The organism is Nitrososphaera sp. (assembly GCF_050748925.1).
Lineage (GTDB): Archaea > Thermoproteota > Nitrososphaeria > Nitrososphaerales > Nitrososphaeraceae > Nitrososphaera.
In genome coordinates, this window is sequence record NZ_JBOGQF010000002.1 from 11,400 (window position 1) to 33,262 (window position 21,863).

The 21,863-nt window shown below is 51.3% G+C and carries 21 protein-coding genes and 1 pseudogene; 12 read left to right on the plus strand and 10 right to left on the minus strand.

Annotated features, from left to right (window positions below):
• Positions 1 to 18: 18 nt before the first annotated feature.
• Positions 19 to 1,941 (minus strand): spherulation-specific family 4 protein, encoded by a 1,923-nt coding sequence (locus ACREAY_RS00340; RefSeq protein ID WP_431753763.1) that lies wholly within the window; start codon positions 1,939 to 1,941, stop codon positions 19 to 21.
• Positions 1,942 to 2,229: 288 nt separating this feature from the next.
• Between ACREAY_RS00340 and ACREAY_RS00345 the strand changes: the two genes are divergently transcribed.
• A complete protein-coding gene (locus ACREAY_RS00345; RefSeq protein ID WP_431753764.1) occupies positions 2,230 to 5,268 on the plus strand; it encodes a PQQ-dependent sugar dehydrogenase in 3,039 nt (1,012 codons plus the stop codon).
• Positions 5,269 to 5,383: 115 nt separating this feature from the next.
• Complete coding sequence (locus tag ACREAY_RS00350; protein ID WP_431753765.1) at positions 5,384 to 6,559, plus strand: hypothetical protein; 1,176 nt, start codon at positions 5,384 to 5,386, stop codon at positions 6,557 to 6,559.
• A gap of 139 nt (positions 6,560 to 6,698) precedes the next feature.
• Here the strand turns inward: ACREAY_RS00350 and ACREAY_RS00355 are convergent, their stop codons facing one another.
• From ACREAY_RS00355 to ACREAY_RS00365, 3 genes are all read right to left on the minus strand, one after another.
• The gene (locus ACREAY_RS00355; RefSeq protein WP_431753766.1) at positions 6,699 to 6,971 is read right to left on the minus strand and encodes a hypothetical protein; all 273 of its coding nucleotides are present in this window, start codon (positions 6,969 to 6,971) and stop codon (positions 6,699 to 6,701) included.
• Between the two features lie 233 nt (positions 6,972 to 7,204).
• Positions 7,205 to 8,014, minus strand: a complete 810-nt coding sequence (locus ACREAY_RS00360; protein ID WP_431753767.1) for a translation initiation factor IF-2 subunit alpha — start codon at positions 8,012 to 8,014, stop codon at positions 7,205 to 7,207.
• A gap of 92 nt (positions 8,015 to 8,106) precedes the next feature.
• On the minus strand, positions 8,107 to 8,514 hold the full coding sequence (locus ACREAY_RS00365) for a hypothetical protein (RefSeq protein WP_431753768.1): 408 nt from the start codon (positions 8,512 to 8,514) through the stop codon (positions 8,107 to 8,109).
• A gap of 103 nt (positions 8,515 to 8,617) precedes the next feature.
• Between ACREAY_RS00365 and ACREAY_RS00370 the strand changes: the two genes are divergently transcribed.
• From ACREAY_RS00370 to ACREAY_RS00380, 3 genes are all read left to right on the plus strand, one after another.
• Complete coding sequence (locus ACREAY_RS00370; protein WP_431753769.1) at positions 8,618 to 8,794, plus strand: hypothetical protein; 177 nt, start codon at positions 8,618 to 8,620, stop codon at positions 8,792 to 8,794.
• 69 nt (positions 8,795 to 8,863) lie between these two features.
• A complete protein-coding gene (locus ACREAY_RS00375) occupies positions 8,864 to 9,424 on the plus strand; it encodes an InlB B-repeat-containing protein (protein ID WP_431753770.1) in 561 nt (186 codons plus the stop codon).
• Positions 9,421 to 9,636, plus strand: a complete 216-nt coding sequence (locus tag ACREAY_RS00380; protein ID WP_431753785.1) for a plastocyanin/azurin family copper-binding protein — start codon at positions 9,421 to 9,423, stop codon at positions 9,634 to 9,636. The genes ACREAY_RS00375 and ACREAY_RS00380 overlap by 4 nt, the downstream gene beginning before the upstream one ends.
• 519 nt (positions 9,637 to 10,155) lie before the next feature.
• Here the strand turns inward: ACREAY_RS00380 and ACREAY_RS00385 are convergent.
• Positions 10,156 to 10,536 carry a hypothetical protein gene (locus ACREAY_RS00385; protein ID WP_431753771.1) on the minus strand — a complete coding sequence of 127 codons (381 nt, stop codon included), beginning with the start codon at positions 10,534 to 10,536 and terminating at the stop codon, positions 10,156 to 10,158.
• A gap of 1,033 nt (positions 10,537 to 11,569) precedes the next feature.
• Here ACREAY_RS00385 and ACREAY_RS00390 point away from each other — a divergent pair.
• From ACREAY_RS00390 to radA, 5 genes are all read left to right on the plus strand, one after another.
• A complete protein-coding gene (locus ACREAY_RS00390) occupies positions 11,570 to 11,863 on the plus strand; it encodes a hypothetical protein (protein ID WP_431753772.1) in 294 nt (97 codons plus the stop codon).
• 75 nt (positions 11,864 to 11,938) lie between these two features.
• On the plus strand, positions 11,939 to 13,558 hold the full coding sequence (locus tag ACREAY_RS00395; RefSeq protein WP_431753773.1) for a SagB/ThcOx family dehydrogenase: 1,620 nt from the start codon (positions 11,939 to 11,941) through the stop codon (positions 13,556 to 13,558).
• Between the two features lie 99 nt (positions 13,559 to 13,657).
• Positions 13,658 to 14,080: a retroviral-like aspartic protease family protein gene (locus ACREAY_RS00400; RefSeq protein ID WP_431753774.1), complete on the plus strand. Its 423-nt coding sequence runs from the start codon at positions 13,658 to 13,660 to the stop codon at positions 14,078 to 14,080.
• Positions 14,081 to 14,425: 345 nt separating this feature from the next.
• A complete protein-coding gene (locus tag ACREAY_RS00405) occupies positions 14,426 to 14,569 on the plus strand; it encodes a hypothetical protein (RefSeq protein WP_431753775.1) in 144 nt (47 codons plus the stop codon).
• Positions 14,570 to 14,687: 118 nt separating this feature from the next.
• Positions 14,688 to 15,722, plus strand: coding sequence for a DNA repair and recombination protein RadA (radA, locus tag ACREAY_RS00410; RefSeq protein WP_431753776.1), 1,035 nt, complete (start codon positions 14,688 to 14,690; stop codon positions 15,720 to 15,722).
• 155 nt (positions 15,723 to 15,877) lie between these two features.
• On the opposite strand, the gene ACREAY_RS00415 is transcribed toward radA, so the two are convergent.
• A complete protein-coding gene (locus tag ACREAY_RS00415) occupies positions 15,878 to 16,480 on the minus strand; it encodes an HPP family protein (protein WP_431753777.1) in 603 nt (200 codons plus the stop codon).
• Between the two features lie 154 nt (positions 16,481 to 16,634).
• Here ACREAY_RS00415 and ACREAY_RS00420 point away from each other — a divergent pair, with 154 nt between their 5' ends.
• Positions 16,635 to 17,081: a universal stress protein gene (locus ACREAY_RS00420; RefSeq protein WP_431753778.1), complete on the plus strand. Its 447-nt coding sequence runs from the start codon at positions 16,635 to 16,637 to the stop codon at positions 17,079 to 17,081.
• A gap of 269 nt (positions 17,082 to 17,350) precedes the next feature.
• Here the strand turns inward: ACREAY_RS00420 and ACREAY_RS00425 are convergent, their stop codons facing one another.
• The 3 genes from ACREAY_RS00425 to ACREAY_RS00435 all read right to left on the minus strand — a co-directional run bounded on the left by ACREAY_RS00425 (position 17,351) and on the right by ACREAY_RS00435 (position 20,856).
• Positions 17,351 to 18,553, minus strand: a complete 1,203-nt coding sequence (locus tag ACREAY_RS00425) for an MFS transporter (RefSeq protein ID WP_431753779.1) — start codon at positions 18,551 to 18,553, stop codon at positions 17,351 to 17,353.
• 756 nt (positions 18,554 to 19,309) lie between these two features.
• Entirely contained in the window at positions 19,310 to 20,191 is an 882-nt protein-coding gene (locus ACREAY_RS00430) for a DUF2182 domain-containing protein (RefSeq protein ID WP_431753780.1), read from the minus strand.
• A 17-nt stretch (positions 20,192 to 20,208) separates the two neighbouring features.
• Positions 20,209 to 20,856: a DUF1326 domain-containing protein gene (locus ACREAY_RS00435; RefSeq protein ID WP_431753781.1), complete on the minus strand. Its 648-nt coding sequence runs from the start codon at positions 20,854 to 20,856 to the stop codon at positions 20,209 to 20,211.
• Positions 20,857 to 21,039: 183 nt separating this feature from the next.
• Here ACREAY_RS00435 and ACREAY_RS00440 point away from each other — a divergent pair, with 183 nt between their 5' ends.
• A complete protein-coding gene (locus tag ACREAY_RS00440; RefSeq protein WP_431753782.1) occupies positions 21,040 to 21,318 on the plus strand; it encodes an Lrp/AsnC ligand binding domain-containing protein in 279 nt (92 codons plus the stop codon).
• A 143-nt stretch (positions 21,319 to 21,461) separates the two neighbouring features.
• Here ACREAY_RS00440 and ACREAY_RS00445 read toward each other — a convergent pair.
• Positions 21,462 to 21,863, minus strand: a pseudogene (locus ACREAY_RS00445) (pyridoxal-phosphate dependent enzyme); the annotation flags it as partial.

Here is a 21,863-nt window from a genome sequence, read left to right on the forward strand (position 1 = left end):
GTAGCTACTGGCAGGCTATCACGGCCTTTCCCTATAGTATGCAGTCACCTCCAGGTCGTCGGAGAACAGCATCACATTTCTGATCCTGCTCGTGCTCCCGTTCTCCCAGTGGTCAAAAGCATAGCCTGCAAGGTCTGACACCTTTATCGTATAGACGCTTGCAAACCTGCCAGCAAAGGTCATGTTGGCGCCGGTCGCCCGTTGCTGGCTGGTGGTGGAATTGTCCATCGCCGTCACGGTTGCATCCATGCCGCCTAGCCCCTCTCCGGAAAGAGACGCGAAGTTGATCTTTAAGGCGACAAGGGTAGTGGCGTAGTAAGCCGACAGCGTGGCGTCAGAATCATGCGTCACGGTTCTTGTCCTGTTTGTGCTTCCATCTCCCCAGTGGTCAAACGCATAGATGTCGCGGTCCTGGGCTTCAACCGCATAGGTCCGGCCGGGCGCCCCCACATGGGTCAGCGGTGTAAGGCCGCCTATGGCCGTTTCATTTGAGGGCGTGATGACGGACCATAGCCCCCTGATCTCGGTGCCGTCCAGAGTGTACGCGTCGACATTGAGTTCAATGAGCGAAGGATCCTTTTCTACCCTGTAGTAGGCAGTCAGGTAGGCATTATCACCATGTTGAATGCTGATTGCTCTCGTCCTGTTCGTACTCCCGTTTTCCCAGTGGTCAAATATTAATTGCTGGTGATCGCTGGCGGTAACGGCGTATGCCTCCCCATCCTGCCCGGAAACTACGAGCGGGGTGAGGCCCGATCCAGAGTCGGCTTCTCCCTTTGAAACGTTGATCCACATGCCAAGCTGCCCGCCCTGTGTGGTGAGCGCATTTACCGCAATGTCTGACTTCAGATCGGAGGGGGCGGGCGTCTTGTAGTACGCCCTCAGGACCTTGGACGAGTCGAGCACCACCGGCCTTGCAGGATTTGTGCTTCCGTCGTCCCAGTGGTCAAACGTGTGCGTGCTGTTGCTGAGCGCCGTCACCATGTATGTCGAATTGGCGCCGCCTATGCGGGCAAGCGGGGTGGAAAGCGTGGACAAAGTGCCTTCTGCGGGATATGACACCGTGGCGAGGGTCCCCTCCAGACCATTGCCCCGCAGGTCAGATGCCCGGACGGACAGGGTCCGAAGGTCGTTGTCGCCCTGCGGGTCGAGCACGGCGACTACTTCGTCAAAGTATGCTGGAAAGTCGTCGTACGGAAACGGCATCGTGTCATCTGTCATGTACAGAGAGCCGACATATTTTGTCGACTCGGCGATGTATTGCGGGTCCGTCCAGCTCTGGCTGTAAGTGATGTACAAAAAGTTGCTCTTGTCATAGTTTAGTTGCCAGCCCCGCAACCAGCTCAAGGGAGGGGTCCTGTCGCCTTCCACTGTGCTGATGGAATCCACCGTGCCGACGTACGATGGCGAGATGTTTGTCCCCACGTTTCCAATTACCTGCCTCATACCCAGGGATTTTGCATAATTCGTATAGTTGGAATACAGACCCTCAAAGCCGGGGTCGCTTATCATTTCGTCAAGCATTATGCCGTCGACGCCGTACCAGTCTTTGTACTTCTTGATGTCCTCCCTTACTAGATCGGGCGATTTTCCGGCCCATAGCGTGCTGACATATCCTAGCACCGTCACGTTTGCAGCCTGTAGTTTTTCAATGTTCCTTGCGTAATTCGCGTCGTACTGCCCTCCGGGGCCGTGGTGCGGATCCACTATCGCAACCCATGGCAGCGTCGGATGCGCGTGGCGGTAGACAAGCATGTTGTCCCATAGCGGGCCGGGAGGCGCGAACAGCGGAAAGTAGATGCCGGTTCGGGCGGGATTTTGAGCAGTGATGTTTGCAATGGGAGCTTCCGCGGCGGGGGACGCGTAATCGTTGCCGACGCTGAGAAATATGCCGATAGGGACAAGGATAAGAATTGCAATCGCGATCCAAAGGTACCTCAAAGAAAACCAACCCTTCATAAAACAAAAAAACCTACACGGGAATGCCATTAAGGCTTGTGGCGCTGCCTTCGGGTCGCGGATTATATGAGAGTCTAAGCTAAGTTTCCATTGTTATTGTTACCAACTGCATCATCATTAGAATAGTAGCATCACAAGAACATAAGAAAAGACTGTATAGATTCGATAGAAGCAGGCACGGCAAAGCTTAACTCTGAAAATCTTATGCGTGACTAGATGAATATTTCCGCCGGAGCCAGGCTTTTCGCGTCAAAAATTATAATTGCAATTTTGGTCCTGTCTGCTTTTCTTCCTGCATGGACTGCCGGGCCTGCCGATGCTGCAGCACCGGCGGGCTTTAGCGACAAGCTGGTCTCTGGCGGCCTCAACCTTCCCACCACGATGGAATTCGCGCCCGACGGAAGGCTGTTTGTGTCTGAAAAAGACGGCGCGGTAAGGGTCGTCAAGGACGGCAACTTGCTCCCCGACCCCTTTGCGTCGCTTTCCGTCAATTCTGAAGGGGAGAGGGGCCTGCAGGGGATAGCATTTGACCCGGGCTTTGCCTCAAACCGGTACCTGTACGTGTATTATGCGACGAGCGCGGATCCCGTTCACAACAGGGTGAGCCGCCTGACAGCCGATCCTTCAAATCCAGACAGGATGCTTGCGGGAAGCGAGCTGCCTATACTTGACCTTGAATCCCTGGCGACGGCATCCCACAACGGAGGGGCATTGGAGTTCGGGCCGGACGGCAAGCTGTACGTCTCTACAGGGGACAACTATTACCCGCACCTAGCGCAGTCGCTGACCAGCCGGTTTGGCAAGATCCTGCGAATCAACTCGGACGGCACTGTCCCGGCCGACAACCCGTTTTACAATACCGCCGGGGCGTACAGGGAGATATGGGCGCTTGGCCTGCGAAACCCGTTCAGCTTTGCGTTTTCTCCGGCGGGCGTGATGCACGTCAACGATGTCGGGCAGGACGGCTGGGAGGAAGTCAACCTAGGAGTAAAGAGGGCCAATTACGGCTGGCCCGTATGCGAAGGAATGTGCCCGGACCCCCGGTTTGCCGACCCGGTCCATTCCTACCCTCATCCGTCAGACATGAGCGGCAGTTCTGTCGCAGGCGGGGCGTTTTACGGAGCGTCACAGTTTCCTTCCGAATTCCAGGGCAGCTACTTTTTTGGAGACTATGCAGCCGGCTTTATCAAGAGGCTGGCGCCAGACGGCAACCAGGCATTCGATTTTCTTGCAGGCGTCAACTCCACGGTGGATCTAGAGATCGGCCCTTCCGACGGCAACTTGTATTATTTGTCCATCGGGGCCGGGGAGGTGCGCAGGGTGCAATACACCACCCAGGGCAACTACGAGCCTCTGGCCGTGGCAATAGCAAACCAGACCCAGGGCCTGCCGCCGCTTGCCATAAATTTCGACGGCTCTGGGAGCACCGACCCAAACAGCGGAGATGCGCTGTCGTATTTATGGGACTTTGATGACGGCTCCGCCCCCGTTGCCGGCGCTCAGGTAACGCACGTCTTTAACATGACTGGCGCCCATGTAGCCACCCTTGAAGTGAGCGATGGAATGGGCGGCACCAGCACGGACACCGTCGACATCACGGTTGGCAACTCGCCTGCCGGGACGATAGAGGCGCCTTCCCAGGGGGCATGGTACGACGCAGGAGACGTCATTTCATTCAGCGGCTCTGCCAGCGACACGGAAGACGGGCCGGCCCTGCCTGCAAGCGCGTTCAACTGGAAAATAGATTTCCACCACAATACCCACACGCACCCGTTTCAGGAATTTGCAGGGGTCAGGAGCGGGTCTTTTACCATCCCGACTGTCGGCGAGACGGACGACGACGTCTGGTACCGGATATACCTTGCAATAACGGATTCGTCTGGCCTCACGCACGAGTCAACCAGGGACATACGGCCCAACGAGTCGACCGTCACCCTCGCCAGCAACGTGACAGGCCTGGAACTCGCGCTGGACGGCCAGCCGCGCATCTCGCCGCATTCCTTTGTAGGAGTCGTTGGCGTACAAAGGACGCTAGAGGCTCCGGCCACCCAGGTGCTTGACGGGCGGACCTACGACTTTCAGTCATGGTCAGACGGCGGCGGGCGGATCCATACCGTCACGATGCCGCCAAACGGCGCAACCCTTACGGCATACTATAGCGCCGGCGCCGCCGCGCCGCAGCACACGGTTGCCGTGCGCTCTGCAGACCTTTCAGGAAACACCCTCACCGGGCATCACACGACGATAGAGTCGTCGACAGGCGCGGTTTTGGATACCGGCTACACGCCTGTCAATTTCACGGGCTATCAGAGCACGAAATACGCGGTTACCACGCGCGACTATAGAAATTCGACGTTTGACCACTGGGACGATGGAAGCACGAGCCGGGAACGCGCGATAGCGCTGAACAACAATACGATAATGACGGCTTACTTTAGGACTGTCGACGGCACAACCATTCCGCAGACGACGTACAACCTGACCGTGAGCTCTGCAGACCTTACTGGAAATGCCCGCACAGGGCACTATGCAACGATAGAGTCGGATAGTGCCGTCGTGCATACGGGTTATTCTCCGCTCACATACGCAGGCACGCCCGGCAATTCCTACAGGATAACGCCCCAGGACATAGGAGATGTGGAGTTTGATCACTGGGAAAACGGAAGCACGAACAGGGCCAGAAGCGTGATGCTCGATTCAAACAGAATCGTCACGGCATACTACAAGAACATTACGCAAACGGATCCGCCAGTCAACGTAGGTGATTTTTCTGGTGGTAGCACATCTGGTGGTAGCACATCTGGTGGTAGCACATCTGGTGGTAGCACATCTGGTGGTAGCACATCTGGTGGTAGCACATCTGGTGGTAGCACAGGCGGTGCAGGCGGAAAGATAGAGGGTGGTAGTAATACCTCGGCGAATCTCGCCACGACATTCCCTGCCACTTACTTTATTGCCAACCCGCTGGCAAAGGTGCAGCTGCAGAGCAGCAACTTTAACAGCACCAATGGCCTGGATGTATCTCAAGCCAAGTCAGGAGAGCAAGTCACTATCGCGACTTCCTTCAAGAACTACCAGCAGTCCGAGCAAACCTATGCCATGATAATTCAGATAATCGACTCGGAAGGGTTTACAGCTGACCTTGGCTGGGTGACGGGCAATCTGATTTCAGGGCAGACGGCAAATGCGACCAGGTCGTGGACTGCCGAGCAAGGCACGCATACTGTCAAGATGTTCGTATGGGACGGTGTAGACCAAGCTCCGACTCCGCTGTCTGAGGTGACGACAAAGACGTTTGCGATGACGTAAAAGGCAAAGCCACAACATTTGGCAGAACACCTCCACATCGGCAAATGCAGAACATGTCCCCGGGACAGGTAGGGGATTAGCGAACGCTTATCAGACCGTACCTTCTAGATAGGGCGTGAAATCGCACCAGATTATCGCCTTGTCTCTGCTCTCTGTGCTTGTTTTCAGTGCTCTAGAAGTTTCCATAGCAACAAAGAGCGCCTACGCACAAGATGACGACAGATGGTACATTGGCAAGAATGCCCCTGCAGATACCTATTACATTTACAAGATCCAAGACGCTGCAGTAAAGGATGGCGCGCCTTTCACCATGGCGCTCTATCTCCAAGAGCAGGACAGCAGCGGTGACTGGACGGCCCCAGTCTATGTCGTAGAAAACACAGGCCACGTAATAACCGGCACCTTCAAGCTTGGAGAAAACCTGGCCGTCCTCTCTGGCAGCTCTGACATTCCAGAAGAAATGGAGCCTTATGTCGGAGGCTACCAGGACACGCTGACGTGGCTTGAAGCCTTTACCAACAAGGCAGAGCCAGAATCGCTCAATGCGGTAACCTGGGGCAAGATAGCCTGCATCGGATGCGGCACTCTGGACCCAAAGGGCAGTGAACAAGTTACTGCTGCTGGAAATACGTATGACACGACGGTCCTCGTGAACCACAGGGGTCAGACAGACAGCAAAATCTGGGTGGCAAAGGAACTGCCGTACCCTGTAAAGGCAAAGACGTACGCTGACGTTACCGCCGGCCTGCCCCCCATTCAATACGTGTTTGACTTAGTAGAAACAGGAGCCGGCCAGCTGCCGACGCCTGAAGAAACATCAGTCATTCCAGATTCTCCTCTCACCCTGACAACCGGAAGGGGCACATATGCCATGACGCTGAGCTGGAGCCCCAACGAAATCATGCCGGGAGCAGAGACTGACTTTAACATACAATTTGAAAACAGCAGGGGAGTTCCAATGGAACGGACAAACTATGACTTTGTCGTGAAAAGCGCCGCGACCGGAGATGTCATCCAGGAATTCACGAACCAGAATACAGGCGAGGGCAACACTGGCGATGTCAAGGTCATGTTCGACCAGGGCGGGCCTGTGACTGTCACTGTCACAATCAATTCTGTCGCAGGTGCCACCACGGATCCCTTTATCGAGAGCGCGGACTTTAACATTGTAGTCGTCCCCGAGTTCCCCACCATTATTGCAATGCTGGCACTCGCAGCCGCACTGGCATCCATGGTAATGATAGGCAGGGCCAGGGGATCCATCCTAGGTGGAGGCCGCCGGGGAATATAGCCAGAGGGCAGAAGAAAAGCGGAAAGACGAGAAAGCCCGGGACGCAGAGCGAACTTTATAGCGCATCGGACCCGGCCGATGACTTTTTTCCTTTGCATTGTGTAGGTAGTGCTGTGATTGTGAAAAGACGCTTAAGGCATCAAGATTTGGCAGTTGCATTTCCGCCGCTGACCAGATACCGATCCAGAAGGACAATGATCAAAGATATTTCATCAGATGTCAGCGAGGACAAGTTGCTGTCAAAGCTGCCCAGCATTTCCCTCCAGCCATTGACAGTCCCGATACTTGCAGGGTTACTGCTTGCATAGCGTGTGATGTAGGTGCCAAAGCCGTCTGTAAAGGCGATATCTGTTGCACGTCTTTCTGCCACGCCACTCGCAAACAGTTTATGCATCAGGCCATTTACTGCCAACTGCAAGTGATAACTAAGGCTGGTATAAGCCGACACGTCCCATTTCTAGCAGGAAAAATGAGTGAAAAGTCCAGTTGACAGCACAAATATCTCGAAACTTGGATCATTGAACACGCGCCTTTATGCAGATGCATCCCAGAGTCAGGAGAGGCGTTTTACGATTTACCCCTCCAGATTATACGGCTCTAGAAAATTTTCAGCGGACGCGGCCGCCCCTGCTTGTCAGCCTTCCACTATGTCAGATGGGTTTTCTTTTTTGACTCCTCGCGTGCAAAACTAAAGGTCCCATCGTGCTTGCCTATCGTATTTTCTATTTTTTCAATGACGCCGGTCATTGCCTTTTCTGCTATCTTGAAATTTTCCGCCTCTACCGTGACCCGGTATTTCGGCGCGCCGATGTACATGATGTTGACAGTGGCGTTCTTGCTTTTTTCAGCATCAGCTAGTGCATTTTTTATGATCTCGATGCCGTCGGGCTTCTTGGACGAGATTGCCATGATTCCCCGGACCTCTACCAGCGGGATCTGGATCTTTTTGCTCTCTTCCTCTATGGCCTTGAGGACCGTGGCATCAAAGCCGAGGTTCTTGACGGCATCGATCCCCTTTATCGCGACTGTTTCAAAAAGGCTGTAAACATCATCGTATTTCTGTAAGGCGATGTCCGTGACTTCCCTTAGCTGTGCGTCATTCAGGTTTGCCTTGGCCTTGACCGTGTCCATGAAACCCGAGGCTTTTTCGCTTTTTTTGACCTCGATGAGCTTGGCTTTCCTATCCTCGCCGGAAACCTGCTTGAGTGACGTATCGACTTCTGCCCTCGCCTTGTTGACGCGGATTACCTTCAGGACGGCCTTTTGCTTCGGCCTGACGAAGCGCTGGATGTTGCGCACCCAGCCGGTCGCAACCTCCCTCACTGAGAGAAAACCGGTGATTCCGTCATACTCGTCCAAAGTGACATAGGCCCCATGGCCCGTAACATCCTTGATAGTCGCGATTACAATATCGCCCTCGTCGGGAAGCTGTTTGGCTTTCGGAGTTTCAGACAATAGTGATGGGGCTACATCAATGATACTTTAATGTTGGTAATTCCATGCGGCAAATCACGTAGCAGGGGTCATGATGGTTGCCCGTGCGGGCATTAGTCATTTTTTACATCATATGACAAAGGGCCAGGTTGATTTTTGTCCCGGTCTTTGGCTACCCTGTCAAGCACGGCCTTGTAGGAATTAATGAAGCCGTGTGCGTATAAATCTGCATGCCGCTCTGTGCCTCGATGGGGCCCTCCCTGCGTCCTGAGGTGATGATAAAACTCGTGCAGCATGACGAAGGGGTTGTAAAATATGTCTGCGTTCATGGCGTAAATCTTTCTCTCTTTTGGAACGTAGACGGCATACGCCGTCCTCCTCTTCCCCTTGACCGTGCCGACGGTCACTTCAGGCGGTTTTACGCGATAAAAGCTGCTTAACATCTGCAGGGCCTGTTCCGTCTCCCTGTTGAGGATCAGGTAGACTATTTTTGCTTTCGTCATGGTGTCAGGCTCTGGCACGATGTATTAGGTGAAACAGGATCATATAAAGAAAATAATGATGAACAATAGTGCTTGTACATAATAAACGGCTTTTCATACTGAAAAATAATAGGTCGCTTTATTGTCGGTGATTTTTCTGTCCGGAGTCTTCACAGACTTGAATAACATCACCGGCGTTTACAAAGCGATGAGGATTTTCATCATGGCATCAATTCTCTTGGCGTTGCTGGCGGCAACATTTTTTGCAAATATCCCCTTCAAGGCAATCGCGCAAGAGCCTCAGGAACACGAGCTCTAGATACTCGCTGCCGACACGTCAGGCGAGGAGATTGGCGGCATATGGACTTCCATTCGCACGGCAGACGGAATGTACATTGGCAGTGGCTACAGCTCCCTTTCCGTCCCCGGCGTTTCAGGAGACACGTACATGGTGACTGTTTCAGACTATGACGGCATGAAATTCAAACAGTGGGAAAACGGCAGCACGGACAATCCCCGCGCGATCACTCTGTCGCCGGGAACTAACGCGACAGAAGTGACTGCGCAGTATGACACAGGCAAGTCGTTGAGAGGACTCACCCCGCTTACATATACAGGAGAGGAAGACTGGCGGCCAAACCTGACGGTGCAGGCCATCGGAGGAAACGAGACATTGCACTTATGGACGCACATTGACCCGCAGCCGGGCAACGAAACCACGGAGGCGACTTACAAAGTGTATGCAGGCAACTTTGAAAACCACGTATTTGACTACTGGAGCGACGGCAGCAGGGACAGGGCCAGGACACTGACGATTAGCGAGGACACGACAATCACCGCATACTACAAGGCAGGGGAATCGGCCATCGTCATTCCAGAAGGCGCAGCAAACCCGGCAAATCCCCCTACGAGCCGAAAGAGCTATCCGTCAAAAAGGGCGTCACTATAGTAGTCTTTAATGTCGACGAGGCTCCGCATAGCGTTACGGTAGGGACAGGGGCAGGGCCAGAAGACGCCGCAGCCGGAAACGCGTTTGAGACGGGCCTGATGTTCCAGGGCGACTATGCGCACATAGAGACTGACAGGCTGGATGCAGGGGACTATGCCTACTACTGCTTTGTCCATCCATACATGAAAGGCAAGCTTACGGTGACAGAGTGATGATGGCGCTGAAGGCGCCTGCCTTAAGCCCTTCTTTTTTATGTCAATCTAAAAATTGCAGTCTTTATAATACGTAATTCGCACGCCAAGCAGTTGATCTTTGAAGGTGCATTGCGGGCGGCAACCCGTCTTTCGCCGATTCTTGGATAATAACTTGTACCGTCATAGCTCCAACATTTCAACTACCTGTCATTAAAAGTATCAGCCGGGCAGATCGGCAAATGCTGTCACTAACACAGGAAGCACAGGCAAAACTAAGGACGCTTGCGGAATGCCTTAATTTGGCAGATGAAAGTGTCGCCGTCAACGAACTTTTCTATCAATTTATCCTGAGCCAGGACACTGACAGGCGAAAAATAATCATGGCTACGTATCAGATTAACATGGCTGGCAGGCATTAGCCAGAGAAAAGCCTGAAGGGGGGTGCCGTTCCGCCACGGCTTAAAGTCCGCGAATCGTCGGAACTAGAGGAGGATAAAAAGGAGTTGGTCGCCCTGTCAGGGCTTTACCTTTTTTGCGCTACTTTCTCCCGGCCTTTCTCTTCTTGCCCTTGCTCTTTTTGACGCCCTTCTTGGCCTTTGAAGAAATTGTCTTCCGATTGGGCGCCTTATTCTTTGTGGGCTTTGCCTTCAATGCCTTTTTCTTGGAAGGCTTTGCTTTTGCCGACTGTTTGACTATTCTCTTCTTTACTTCACGGCTCCTCTCTTTTTCGTCATGTTCCTCGTCCCTATGTTCATGACCGCGGTCGTGGCTTTCAGAATGCTCGTGGCCGTGCGTGTGCCCATGGTCGTCGTGGTCATGGTCGTGATGATGCTCGTGCTGCTCATCATGATGACCCGACTGCTCTTCTTTCTCCTCCAGCTCATCTTGCCTCTTGGCGTCGTTGAAAACTTCGCTCACGCTTGGCATACAGCTCCTTGGTTGAAAAGGATTCGGTCAGGAAAGCCCGCGAGGAAGGGCGAAATGCGCGTCTAACAATCAACGAGAGAGCAGCCTGAGTTCAATTTTCACCATTCTGTAGAAAGAATTCAGGCTGGATGTAACTAGGCTGGTTAAAGCCCTCCACGCTGCCGCGTAACTCTTGCGGTCGCTGATTTTTCTTGCCACTGACATGGAATAACTTCGGCATGATCACTTTAATGATTCACGCAACCCAGCGGTGTCAAACCGTTGATACCGTCACCGGTGAGCGGACTGTCTTGCAGTCTGATAGCCTTTTGTAGCAACGCCGGAAAATATTGAATCGCAAGAGATAGGATGCGGACCATATTCCGGGCAAATAATAAACGATCAACTCGACATCTAGAATTGTTTTTGAATAGTCTTTAATTTTCATAGTGCGATAAAGAGACATGCGAGCTACAGATTATTTCGCAATCTTTACGGGCCCTTGGATACCTCAAACACCCGATTCTCAAAACGGCCAAGACTTGGAAGAAAAATGGCGCGAAGAATATGACGAGTAAAGTCGTTTTCGAAAAAAAGAAAGAAGGATAGTCGTTACTTCTTTCCTGCTTTAGTAGCCTTCTTTTTGCTGGAAGCTTTCTTTTTAGTCGCCATCCCAGTATTGTATAGAACAGGATGTTATTATTCTTGTAGCTTAGTCGTAAAAATTAACCTTTTTAGGTTTTGAAGTGGAATAAGATCCATGTTACACTGCCCCCGGTGCGTGTCGGCTCTTGATGTGGAAGTAATAGATGAGCACAATTATAATCATTGGTGGAAATGCGGCATATGTAAAGGATTTTTCAATATGCACCAACTGAAACAGGCGCTGACTGCCGCCTGACTATTACATGACGGCAAAAAGCGTGACACGCATGCCTGCCGAAACGACTCGATGTCGACTTTTTGTACTTTCAAAAATTTACTGGGTCTTCGAGAGCCAGCAACTGAAGACTAATAAACAAATACCACCCCACATCCCTTGACGATGGAGCACCTGATATTCCACCATAACGGGAGGGAATATACCGTGTACGATGCTCTGACAGCCGACGAGATTAAGGCAATCGCGATAATGGGCGAAGAGAGGGACAGAAGGCTGAATCCACTCAATCCCAAATCAACAAGAAAATATTTTGAGGACACGGACAAGATGGCAGCTGCGATACTGAGAAGGTGCTTTCACATGACAGACAGCCAGATATCAAACATTGAAGAGACGGAACGCCGGAGCCTCGCGAGTGGCTTTATCCGGTTCCTCCGGTCGGCCAATAATCTGTAAAGCCCTGTTCAAAAAACGCCACCCGGGTTTACAGGCAGTACGTGAAAGTGGTTAAATTACGGCGAAGGCATGTTTTTGCATCCTGCAGGCAAGAAAAAGATGAACAACAGGGATCTCAAATACGCCATCGAATACCACGAAGAAACAAAGCATTCAGAAATAAAGTTGCAAATGTTTCGCCATTACCTGGATTGGGACAACAAGCCCAAGCCCTTCAAAGTCTACCCCGAACTGCCTTCAATCCTCCTTCCACGAGATTTTCAGGTTCCTGCCTCGGACGCACTGGCCTGCATAAGCAGCACGCATCCTTTTTTGCCAGAGTCGCCCCTCGACATCCGCGCGTTGGCCCAGCTCCTGTTCTTTTCAGCAGGCATAACAAGGGAAATGAAGTTTGATTCTGGCACCTATTACATGCGCGCAGCCTCGGCGACAGGCGCCCTTTATCCGATAGAGCTGTACGTCGTCTGCCGGGACATAGGCGGGTTGCAGGCTGGCGTTTACCATTTTTCTCCAGGGGATTTTTCGCTTGCGCAGCTGCGCAGAGGAGATTTCAGGCCGCAGCTGGCAGAAATGGCAGGGGGCAATCCGGGCATACTGTCTTCGCCTGTAACGCTGGCCTTTACGTCCATTGCCTGGAGAAATGCCTGGAAGTATGGGGATCGTTCTTACCGACACTGGTTCTGGGACTCGGGAGTCATCGCCGCCAACCTCCTTGCGGTAGCCGCGTCGGCAGGCCTGCAACCCGCGCTGGCCATGGGATTTGCAGACTCGGCAGTGAACAATCTTCTTTGCGTCGAGCAAAGAAAGGAAGCCGCCGTAGTGCTTGCCTCCATCAATTTGCCCAGCAGGACAAATTCCGAAATGAGACCGGATCCCACGCCCGTCGCAGTTGCCACCAGCCCAAAAATTCTCCCCATCTCGCAAATTGAGGTGGAGCATCCGGAAATCTGGAAGATTCACAAAGCCTCCAGCCTCGCGACCAGCGAAGAGGTCGTCCAATGGCTTGGGGCCAAGATTAATCCCAATCAAAAGCCCGGAGCCAGCCGGCAAGAGCGCGCCCGGGATATCCCGCAAGGGACAGCAGGCCTTGGCGATGTCATACTGCGCCGCGGCTCGAGTAGGCGATTTTCCCATTCTGCAATTTCCCAGGCCCAGCTCTCGGCCATACTCTACAGCTCTACCAGGGGCATTCCCCTTGATTTTCTTGAGGAAAAAGCAAGCTCTGTGGATGTCTATTTCATGGCAAATGCCGTCGAAGGCCTGACGCCGGGACGCTACTTTTACAACCGGCAGTCTGGCTCTTTTGAAAGTCTCGCATCAAAGAGCAAAATTGCCAGCAGAAATGAATCCGGATACCTCTGTCTTGGCCAGCCTCTTTTTAGCGACGCAAGCGCGGTATTCTTTGTCATGGCAGATCTGGATGCCCATCTGAAGGCCCTTGGCAACAGAGGTTACAGGGCATGTCAATTTGAAGCAGGAGTGGTTGCCGGCAAGATCTACCTTTCCGCCTATGCGCAGGGGTTGGGGGCTTCTGGCTCTACGTTCTATGACGACGCGGTTACCGAATCATTTTCTCCGCACGCCAAGGACAAGTCTGCAATGATAGCAGTCGGCGTAGGAATGCCTGCGTATAAAGCTCGCCCCGGCAAAGTCCTGGCGGCGACTTTGACAAGGGCCGAGCTGTTGAACCAATGATTCGGACTGCTTAAGAATCGGAAGCTGGCTATAGGCAAGACAGAGTCACCCGTTCCAATCGCTAGGATTTAATCCCAAGAAACATCTAATTGAGAGAGCTTGAGCATCGAGGGCCGTCTGATAACGGGCTGGCTGCCATTCATTTACGTGAAATTTATTTGCGATCAACTGGAGATTAACAAGGATATCCTAATGGTTGTGGACACGGGAACTGCCATCACCACAATAAACGAATTTGACGCGAGAGGAATGAAAGTAGACTATTCCAGATTGGCAAAAGTCCAAAATTCGCTGGGCATTGGCGGCCAGGCCGAGGCGTACTTAGCAGAGTCGTGTCATCTGTATTTTGGAGAAGGAATAGAATCCGCAGATGTCAAGCCTGTAAAATTCCTGAGACAAAGTGGCGTTGAAAAAGCTAGCCAAGAGATGTATCCCAGCCTGCTGGGCATGGATGTTCTAAAAAATTATGAAATAAGTTTTACGGAATCTACGGTAATTTTGAAAAAACAGGTTCCAAGTTAGCGCTATTTTTTATTTGAAATCAAGGACAACCGCGAGGCTTACACTTCTTTCTCGACGTTCCGATTCTGAACGTTGTTGCCATTTTTGTTTGATCCTTGGACATTGCCCATATTTTCCAGATGCGGGACGTTGTCATCGTCCGCCACTACGATTTTGTCGGTATTTCGGTCTTTCCGGTCCGGGCTATTGCTCACAAGAGATATACGTGAAAATTTCTTTAAACAGTTTTGAATGCCGACCGGAGAGAATTTCTGTACTTACACCGTGTTCCAGAATCGAAAGGAGCTGCGGGACAAATACATGGCGTAGAAAATCTTTAATAAAATGAAATCGTTTTTTATTATATTGCCACGGGCAAAAACACGGCGCTTTACGGAAAAAGAGGACAGGCAGGCAAAGCATATTGCGAACTCTGAAAGGAAGCGAGGCAAATCTTCCAAGGTTGCCAAGAGAATCGGGTATGCAACGGTAAACAAGAACAAGAAATAGTCGCCTCGCACTTGATTTGGCTCGAGAACTGCTTAAGGTATGCAAACCACGGTGCCGGTGGACTCCCTCCCCCCTAGGTGCGGCTGTTCTTATATTGCATAGGAAATGGATTATCTTTATGGCAGAACCAAAGCAGAAATCGTCGGCAGTCGATCTTGAACTTGAAGATTTGGAAGGCGTGGGCCCGACCACGGCCAGGAAGATGAGAGAAGCAGGCATCGGATCGGTTGTCCAGCTTGCCGTAATGAGCTCTGAAGAACTTTCGACTGAAATCGGAAGTACAAAAGACAGTGCTACTAACTTTATCTTGGCAGCAAAGAAACTTTTGCAGGATACCAAGGTCCTTGACAATGAATTCACCACGGCCGATATCCAGCTTGAAAAACGCAAGTCCATCCTGCGTTGCTCTACCGGCTCTAAAGCACTTGATGAGCTGCTGCTTGGAGGGATCGAGACTCATGCCATTACAGAGTTTTACGGTGAATTTGGCTCCGGCAAGTCGCAGATTTGCCACACGCTGGCCGTGCTGGCCAATCAGCCGCCAGAGTCAGGAGGCTTGGGGTCAAAAACCATCTGGCTTGATACCGAGGGGACGTTCAGGCCCGAGCGTGTCGATCAGATAGCCCGGGCAAGGGGAATGGACTCGGCCGACACGTTGCAGAATATAGCAATCTGCAAGCTGTACAACAGCTCCCATCTTGAGCTGCTCGTGAAGGAGCTCGGCAGGTACATCGAGCAGTTCAAGGCCAAGTTGGTTATAGTCGACAGCATCATCTCCTTGCACAGGGCAGAATTTGCCGGGCGCGGAACACTGGCTGACAGGCAGCAAAAGCTCAATGGCGTCATGCACAAACTCACCAGGGTTGCAGAAATGTATGGCGTGGCAATCGTAATTACAAACCAGGTGCAGTCTACGCCGGACACGTTCTTTGGCGATCCGACAAAGCCCGCGGGTGGAAACGTTATCGGACACGCCTCAACATACAGGATTTATCTCCGCAAAGCAGGCGTAGACAGAGTCGCCAAGATGATTGACTCGCCGTACCATCCGTATAGCGATACGCGCTTTACTGTCAACGAGAGGGGTCTGGACGACGTAGACGAAAAGGCGCCCAAGAAAAAAGCAGCAGGAAAGGATGAAGAGGAGAACTAGTTCTCCTCCTTTCTCTCATTTTACATGCACTGTCAATCGACATCGACTTTCCTGATCCTTCCTATTTTATTCTTCGAGACGTCTCGATCGGCTGCTACAGCCATTTTGGATGACAAAGACTAGGAAAAGACGATTACCTGCAAACTGTAAAGGCCTTACCAGTAGACAGGGTACCTTCTTGACGGGATTGCGTTGTTAAAAATGATTGTCACTGCAACCAGAACAAGCGCGCCGATGGTAACAGGGATCATAAATCCCGCAAGCGACTCCAGATCGCTTACCGCTGTAGACGCAATAAAGGCAGTTGCTCCAGCCGGCGGGTGCGTCAGCCGCGAGATTTGCATTGCAGAGATGGATATCGCAACGGAAATTGCAATCCAGATGTATGATTCTGATTCTGGAATGCTGTTTCCAAAGTATAGAGTGTGCGCGATGGCAACCACCCCTCCCGTAAATGCGGACAGCACGTGGCCAAGGATGGTACTCCGCGGCTGTGCCAAGGGGCTATCGTGGACAGAAAAAAGCAGAACAGCAGAAGCTCCAAAGGGAGCTACCAAGAGTGGCAGCGAAAAATGGGATGCCGTGTAGCCTATTGCAGAAATGCCGATCAGGGCTCCGGCAAGAGATACAAGCGAAGGCACAATCCGCGTCCTTGAGCTGGTCTTGACAGGCGGGCCCGCATTTGATCGAATTTTCGCGGCATAGCCACCTGACAGGTGCACAAATGTTCGCAATGGCCCGGCGCAGATTAACGCCATTAATCCATTTTTTCTGCCTTCTTGCTGCTTGTCGGTTCCCACGGGTTTACATATCCAGAGATTTTGCCTTTATTTTTCCATTTCCATTCATATGCAAACAGATGCAATCAAAAGTTTAACAACGCTAATCTAGCCAGTCGTGCGCATTGCGGCCATGCAAGTTGATGGCATAAAACGGGTCGTGGTTGCCGTCGATTTATCAATGGAACATGCCAAGAGATGTATCCAATTCGCATCCCAATTAGCAAACGCCACTGGGTGCGAGACAATTGTATTGACAGTTATCGAGAATAGCAAGATTGTGGACACGGAAGGAAGGGTAGACTATCTCAAGCTCCAGAGGATGGAAGGAGAAGCCAAAAGTGTACATGAGGCGTTAGTGGTAAACAGCAATTTGTTTACCTTTCAAAACATGATAAAGTCAGAATTCCTCAAATCAGACGACATAGCGGATGCGATCTGCGAGTATTGCGGAAACGTCGATGCCGACTTGGTGATTGTTGGAAGAAGAGGAATAGGGTTCCTGAAGGAAGTTCTCCTTGGGAGTGTTTCAGAAAAAGTGCTAAAGAACTCGCCTTGTTCCGTCATGGTTGTAAAATAAAGGATTCAAAAGTACAGCTAAAAATTGCACGTAATACCACAGTAGTGGCGGGAAATGAGCGAGGCTAAAATATACGAGTTGGACGTAATGGTAACTGCAAGGACAGGAACAGACATTAGCCGTCTGGCCCCGGGTTAATGTCCTTCATGCCACATCCATTGCTAGCGTCGGGCCAGACGGCTATCTCATGCTTTAGACCCAGCAGGAATAATGAGGAAATTATGATGACAGAAGGGCGCTGGATGTGGCCTACAGGATTGAATCGCGCCCTATTTCTCTACCTTGAGCAAGGGGACGGCCACAAATAATGCCGTGATGACAGCAGCGATAATCCACGCTGCATTATATCCCCCGCCGTACTGGACCGCGTAGGAAAACGCAACAGGCATCCACAACACGCCCAAAAGAGACAGGCCGTTTACCCATGCAACGTTCAGCGCGCCGATATTGGGACCGTTGCCGTCAAGTTGCAAGCCCTTGACTGGCGTTCTGCGAGCCTTTGCATAGGCAACGGTAAACGCGCCGCCTGCAAAAAAGCCGATCGCTATGACGGCTGCGACTATGACAGGAAGGGTTGCCGTCGATATTGAAGCAGTAGCCAAGCTTATGGCGGCGCCGCAAATCAGCAGGACCTTTCTGGCGTCCTTTAACATCCTGTCATAGATCCTTCCCATCAATGGCGCAGAAACTATGGCAGAGATCAAGGCAACGCTTGCTATGATCCCTATTATTTCAAAAGAGGCCGCAAGTTCTTGCAGGTATACTACGATGAACGTCAACGTCAGAGCCCACGCTGCCTGGATTCCAGTGAGGGCCAGGCCGAGCGCAATTATCGGCCGGCTTGTCAGCACTTTATAGACATCCGAGCCGGTCAGTGGCTTGCGATCAGAAGGACTGCTAGCGCTTTCGGTTCTTGTTCTTGGAATGATCAGCACCATCAGCAATGCAGTGGCAAGGCCGATTGCTCCACCCAGGATCAGGCTTTGCCTCCACCCAATAGCTATTGCAATGACAATCCAGCCGAGAATGCCGATGACGCCCCCTACAGAATGGGCGGCATTCATCAATCCTATCGAAAGGCCGGGCGAGCTCCTGCTGGCATAGCTTGCAATGAGCACCACGCCAGAACTGAAAAAGAAAGCCATGCCAGAGCCAACGATAAAGCGCAGCCATATTAGCTGCGACGCCTCAAAGGCAAGGCCAGAAACCAGGGCAGCCGCTGACGATATTGCGATTCCGACTATGGCAGACGTGCGCGGGCTGTACCTGGCTGCAAATATCCCGGACGGCACCTGAAACGCTCCTACCCCAATTAAAAATGCGGCAGATATCGAGCCCAGCAGGGCGACATCCTGGCCAAACTCCAGCGCAATGAGGGGAAAGATTGCAGCTACGTTGAACCAGTTTACCCCGTAAAAGGTTCGGGCAATGACGAGCGAGGCTGACGCCGCAAGGTTATAATCGTTGCCCATTATCCCGGCCCTTGAATTGCAGCATCGATTGGCTTCAAACACATCCAAGCAAAATGTGTTCTGGTTTCCCACACTCTTCAACAATCGAGCGAAAACGGGCTGTCAGCTCACGTGCGACAGCCTCGCTTTTTCATTAAAAGTGGGGCTCCTGCCAAATGTAATTGCAGGGAAGACAGGGCCCCCGTTGGTTTCTACGTTCGTCTGGTCTTCGTACTGTTTGTTAACGACATCAACAAGATAATAATGACTTATGTCAGGCAGCTTTCCAAAGATAATTTCACATACCGAAACAAGCCGTCAGATCAATCATAATTATTTTAGGGGAAAAGGAAGCGCCAGAAAGCTAATTCGTGAGGATGGATCAAAGTATCAACAAATGGGCAACAGTTATCCAGAACGCCATTAATCAACAATAAGCGACATTCAACTACATCCTTTGCAGTCGCGTTCCGCATATAGCTGATGTGCCCATCTCAGCTCAGATGCTCCTTTCCCAAAGCAAGATTACAGAGCTGTATGTAGAATTAAGGGAATTTGGAGTAGACGTTGATGCGCTAAAACAAGCGGGGCTTTCAGAGGACGCTCTGGATGTCCTTTATTACGCGATCAAAGTTGTAGATTCGCACCGGGCCAAGGTAAATCATTCGAAAAATAATCCGAAATTCAATCACCCTATAACTTGATCATTGTCTCAGACAATCCCAGCATATGCATTTTTGCGTGTCAAAGAGCAGGACCACGGAAGACAAATACGAACTAATGGGACTGCATTGACGTCATTTTTTCTTCATTCGAGTCGGTCATCGTCGCCCTGTCGTTCATGTTATCATCATCGTGCATCGTCATGCCCGTGCTACCTGTCAGGAAGTCACCAGTAACTATTCCTGCAACTGCAAGAATTCCGACGGCGGCAAATGCAATGCCGGCTGCTCTGGCAACCCAGATCCCCTTTGACCACATCTTTTCTCCAAATATTATTGCTGCAAACAGAGCCATCCATAACACATTCATCCATACTAGAGCCACCATCATCATAAAGTACGGCCAGCAGCATCCAAAACAATACATGCCATGATACATCCCCATCCGGATAGCGCCGGGAGAGCCGTTGCTCCACCTCCTCATGAAAAAGCTCATCGGGGACTCGCAGTAGCCGAGGCATTTTGACTTTATAGGACTGAATTGATAAAAGCCAGAAATAATCAGAATCGCGCCGTAAATTGCACTTTGCTGTTGCCCACCTTCGGCAATATTCATGACCGTGCTATTCATGATGAGGGACCAGCCAAGAAGCAGCGCTATCCCCGTCAATGCCCAGACTAGCAGATAGCTTCCTACAAACAGAATTGTCCCGGGAGAATGCAGAGAGGGTTTCTCATCTTGCTGCGTGAGGGCCTGCGCATTGCTGCTACCATCTCCAGTGGTCAGTTTATTGTAAAGAAGCACCATCGGGGATATGGCAGTAAACATCATTGCCGCCATTCCGACAGTCCAGCTGACTGTAAACAACGAGATCAGAACAGGATCATAACTCACCATTGCTGCTGCCATTACATCCGGCTGGGTAATCGATATCACCCAAGCTACCGCCGATACTGAAATTAATGATACTATCAGGACCTTCTTGATTTTATCCATCCCGCGTTTGGCTCTGCTTAGGGACCGCTCCAGTCGAACGGAATGTGCTTGCTGGAATTACCCTTTCTCTTCCATTGGTAGCGAACTTCAGGAGCATTTACTTCATCTTCTACAGCGCTTCCCCACGTTGCAACTGTGCCAGGTCCCACTTCGCTTCCAGGGGCGTTAAGTGTCTGGACCCGTTTGCCAGGGGGAGTCATGGGGCCGGTCAAGGCTTCAGCCTTTACAGCCACCTTTCCCGGTATTACTGCACTCCAATACGCGAGATCATCGGCTGCTTCGAACTTGATTGGAGCAAAATTCACTCCACGATCTTCTCCTATGAGCTTTGCAAATTGAGCCATAAAACCACCAGCCCTGCCGGTAAAGATCATCTGGAGGGCATGCCGTTGTTGTTGATTCGCTTGCTCGTCAAAAAAGAAGGCAATACTTGCCTTTGTATTGCCGGCCCAGATATTGCCCTTAAAATATGACAGTGCCAAGGCATTCAAGCCAGCAAGTGAGGTTTCGCCATAGAGCCCATTCTTGATATGATATGCCAAAACTCCTTCGCATTCTCCATTAGTTGGCGCCTGGGCAAATATGCAGGGGCAGGGAATGTTGCAGCTGCAAACATCAAACCAGTCTCCCGACACCTTCCATTTAGGAATATCAGCGGCTGACATATTATTTAGAGCACGGCGCGCTATTTTAACTTGGAGAAAATGTTGCGGTTGTTTATCAATATTTCCTAAAATCAGCGAGGAAAATAACTGTGCTTGTGAAATTTACAATGCTGCAGCAAAGAATGCATATGACAACTGATTGAACCATCAATTCTTTAATATCATCAAAAAGGATACGAGACTATGTCCGGAGCCTATGTGATGATTACAACCCTGCCCGGTATGGAAAAACAAGTTCTTGAAGAGGTAGCCGAAATTCCCCACGTTATATCTGCTGAAGGAGTTTATGGCGACTTTGACATCATCGCGAGAATTGAAGTTGTGGGTGATGAGAGCCTCGAGCCTGTAGTTACCAAGATTAGGAAGATAGACGGCATCAAGCTCACAAGGACTGTCCAGTCTATCGATGGAGAGCGAAGAAGCGGAACGGGCACAGATCATTTAGGTGCACCTTCTGATTGAGTCTCAACGACGAATGATCTCAGAGACTACTACACATGCATGTCATCGACTTCCAGGCTAGAAAGAGGGCGTCCATCTTTTGCTCATGCCATATTACCATCCCCGAGGATGCGATCCGACAAATTCGGGAGGGATAAGCCACATTATTCGGTGGCCATTTGCACCAGCTCTGGTATTTGCTTGCCTTTCCCGGCAGAAAGGGCAGATATCCCGCCATTCAAGCTTTCAGCTACGATGCCTTTCTGCGCAAGTACTTCGGCAACCCTGAGAGAAGTGTTTCCCATCATGCAAACGAGCAAAGGCTTTGCACCAGTGCCTCCCAATGCTTTGTCCAGCTCCGGGGGAATTTTCTGGGTTGCCAATAGTTGCTCCACCTCGCGGGCCTTTGGCACAACGATCTTGCCTTCGTCAACACCAAGCGCCCTTGCGATGAGCTCTATTCCCTCTTTGCGCGGGGTATACATTGTATGCATCCAGACAATCCTGTCATAATTTCCGATGTTCGAGACAGCTTCTTGCATAGGGACCTGCAGACTCTTTTTCTC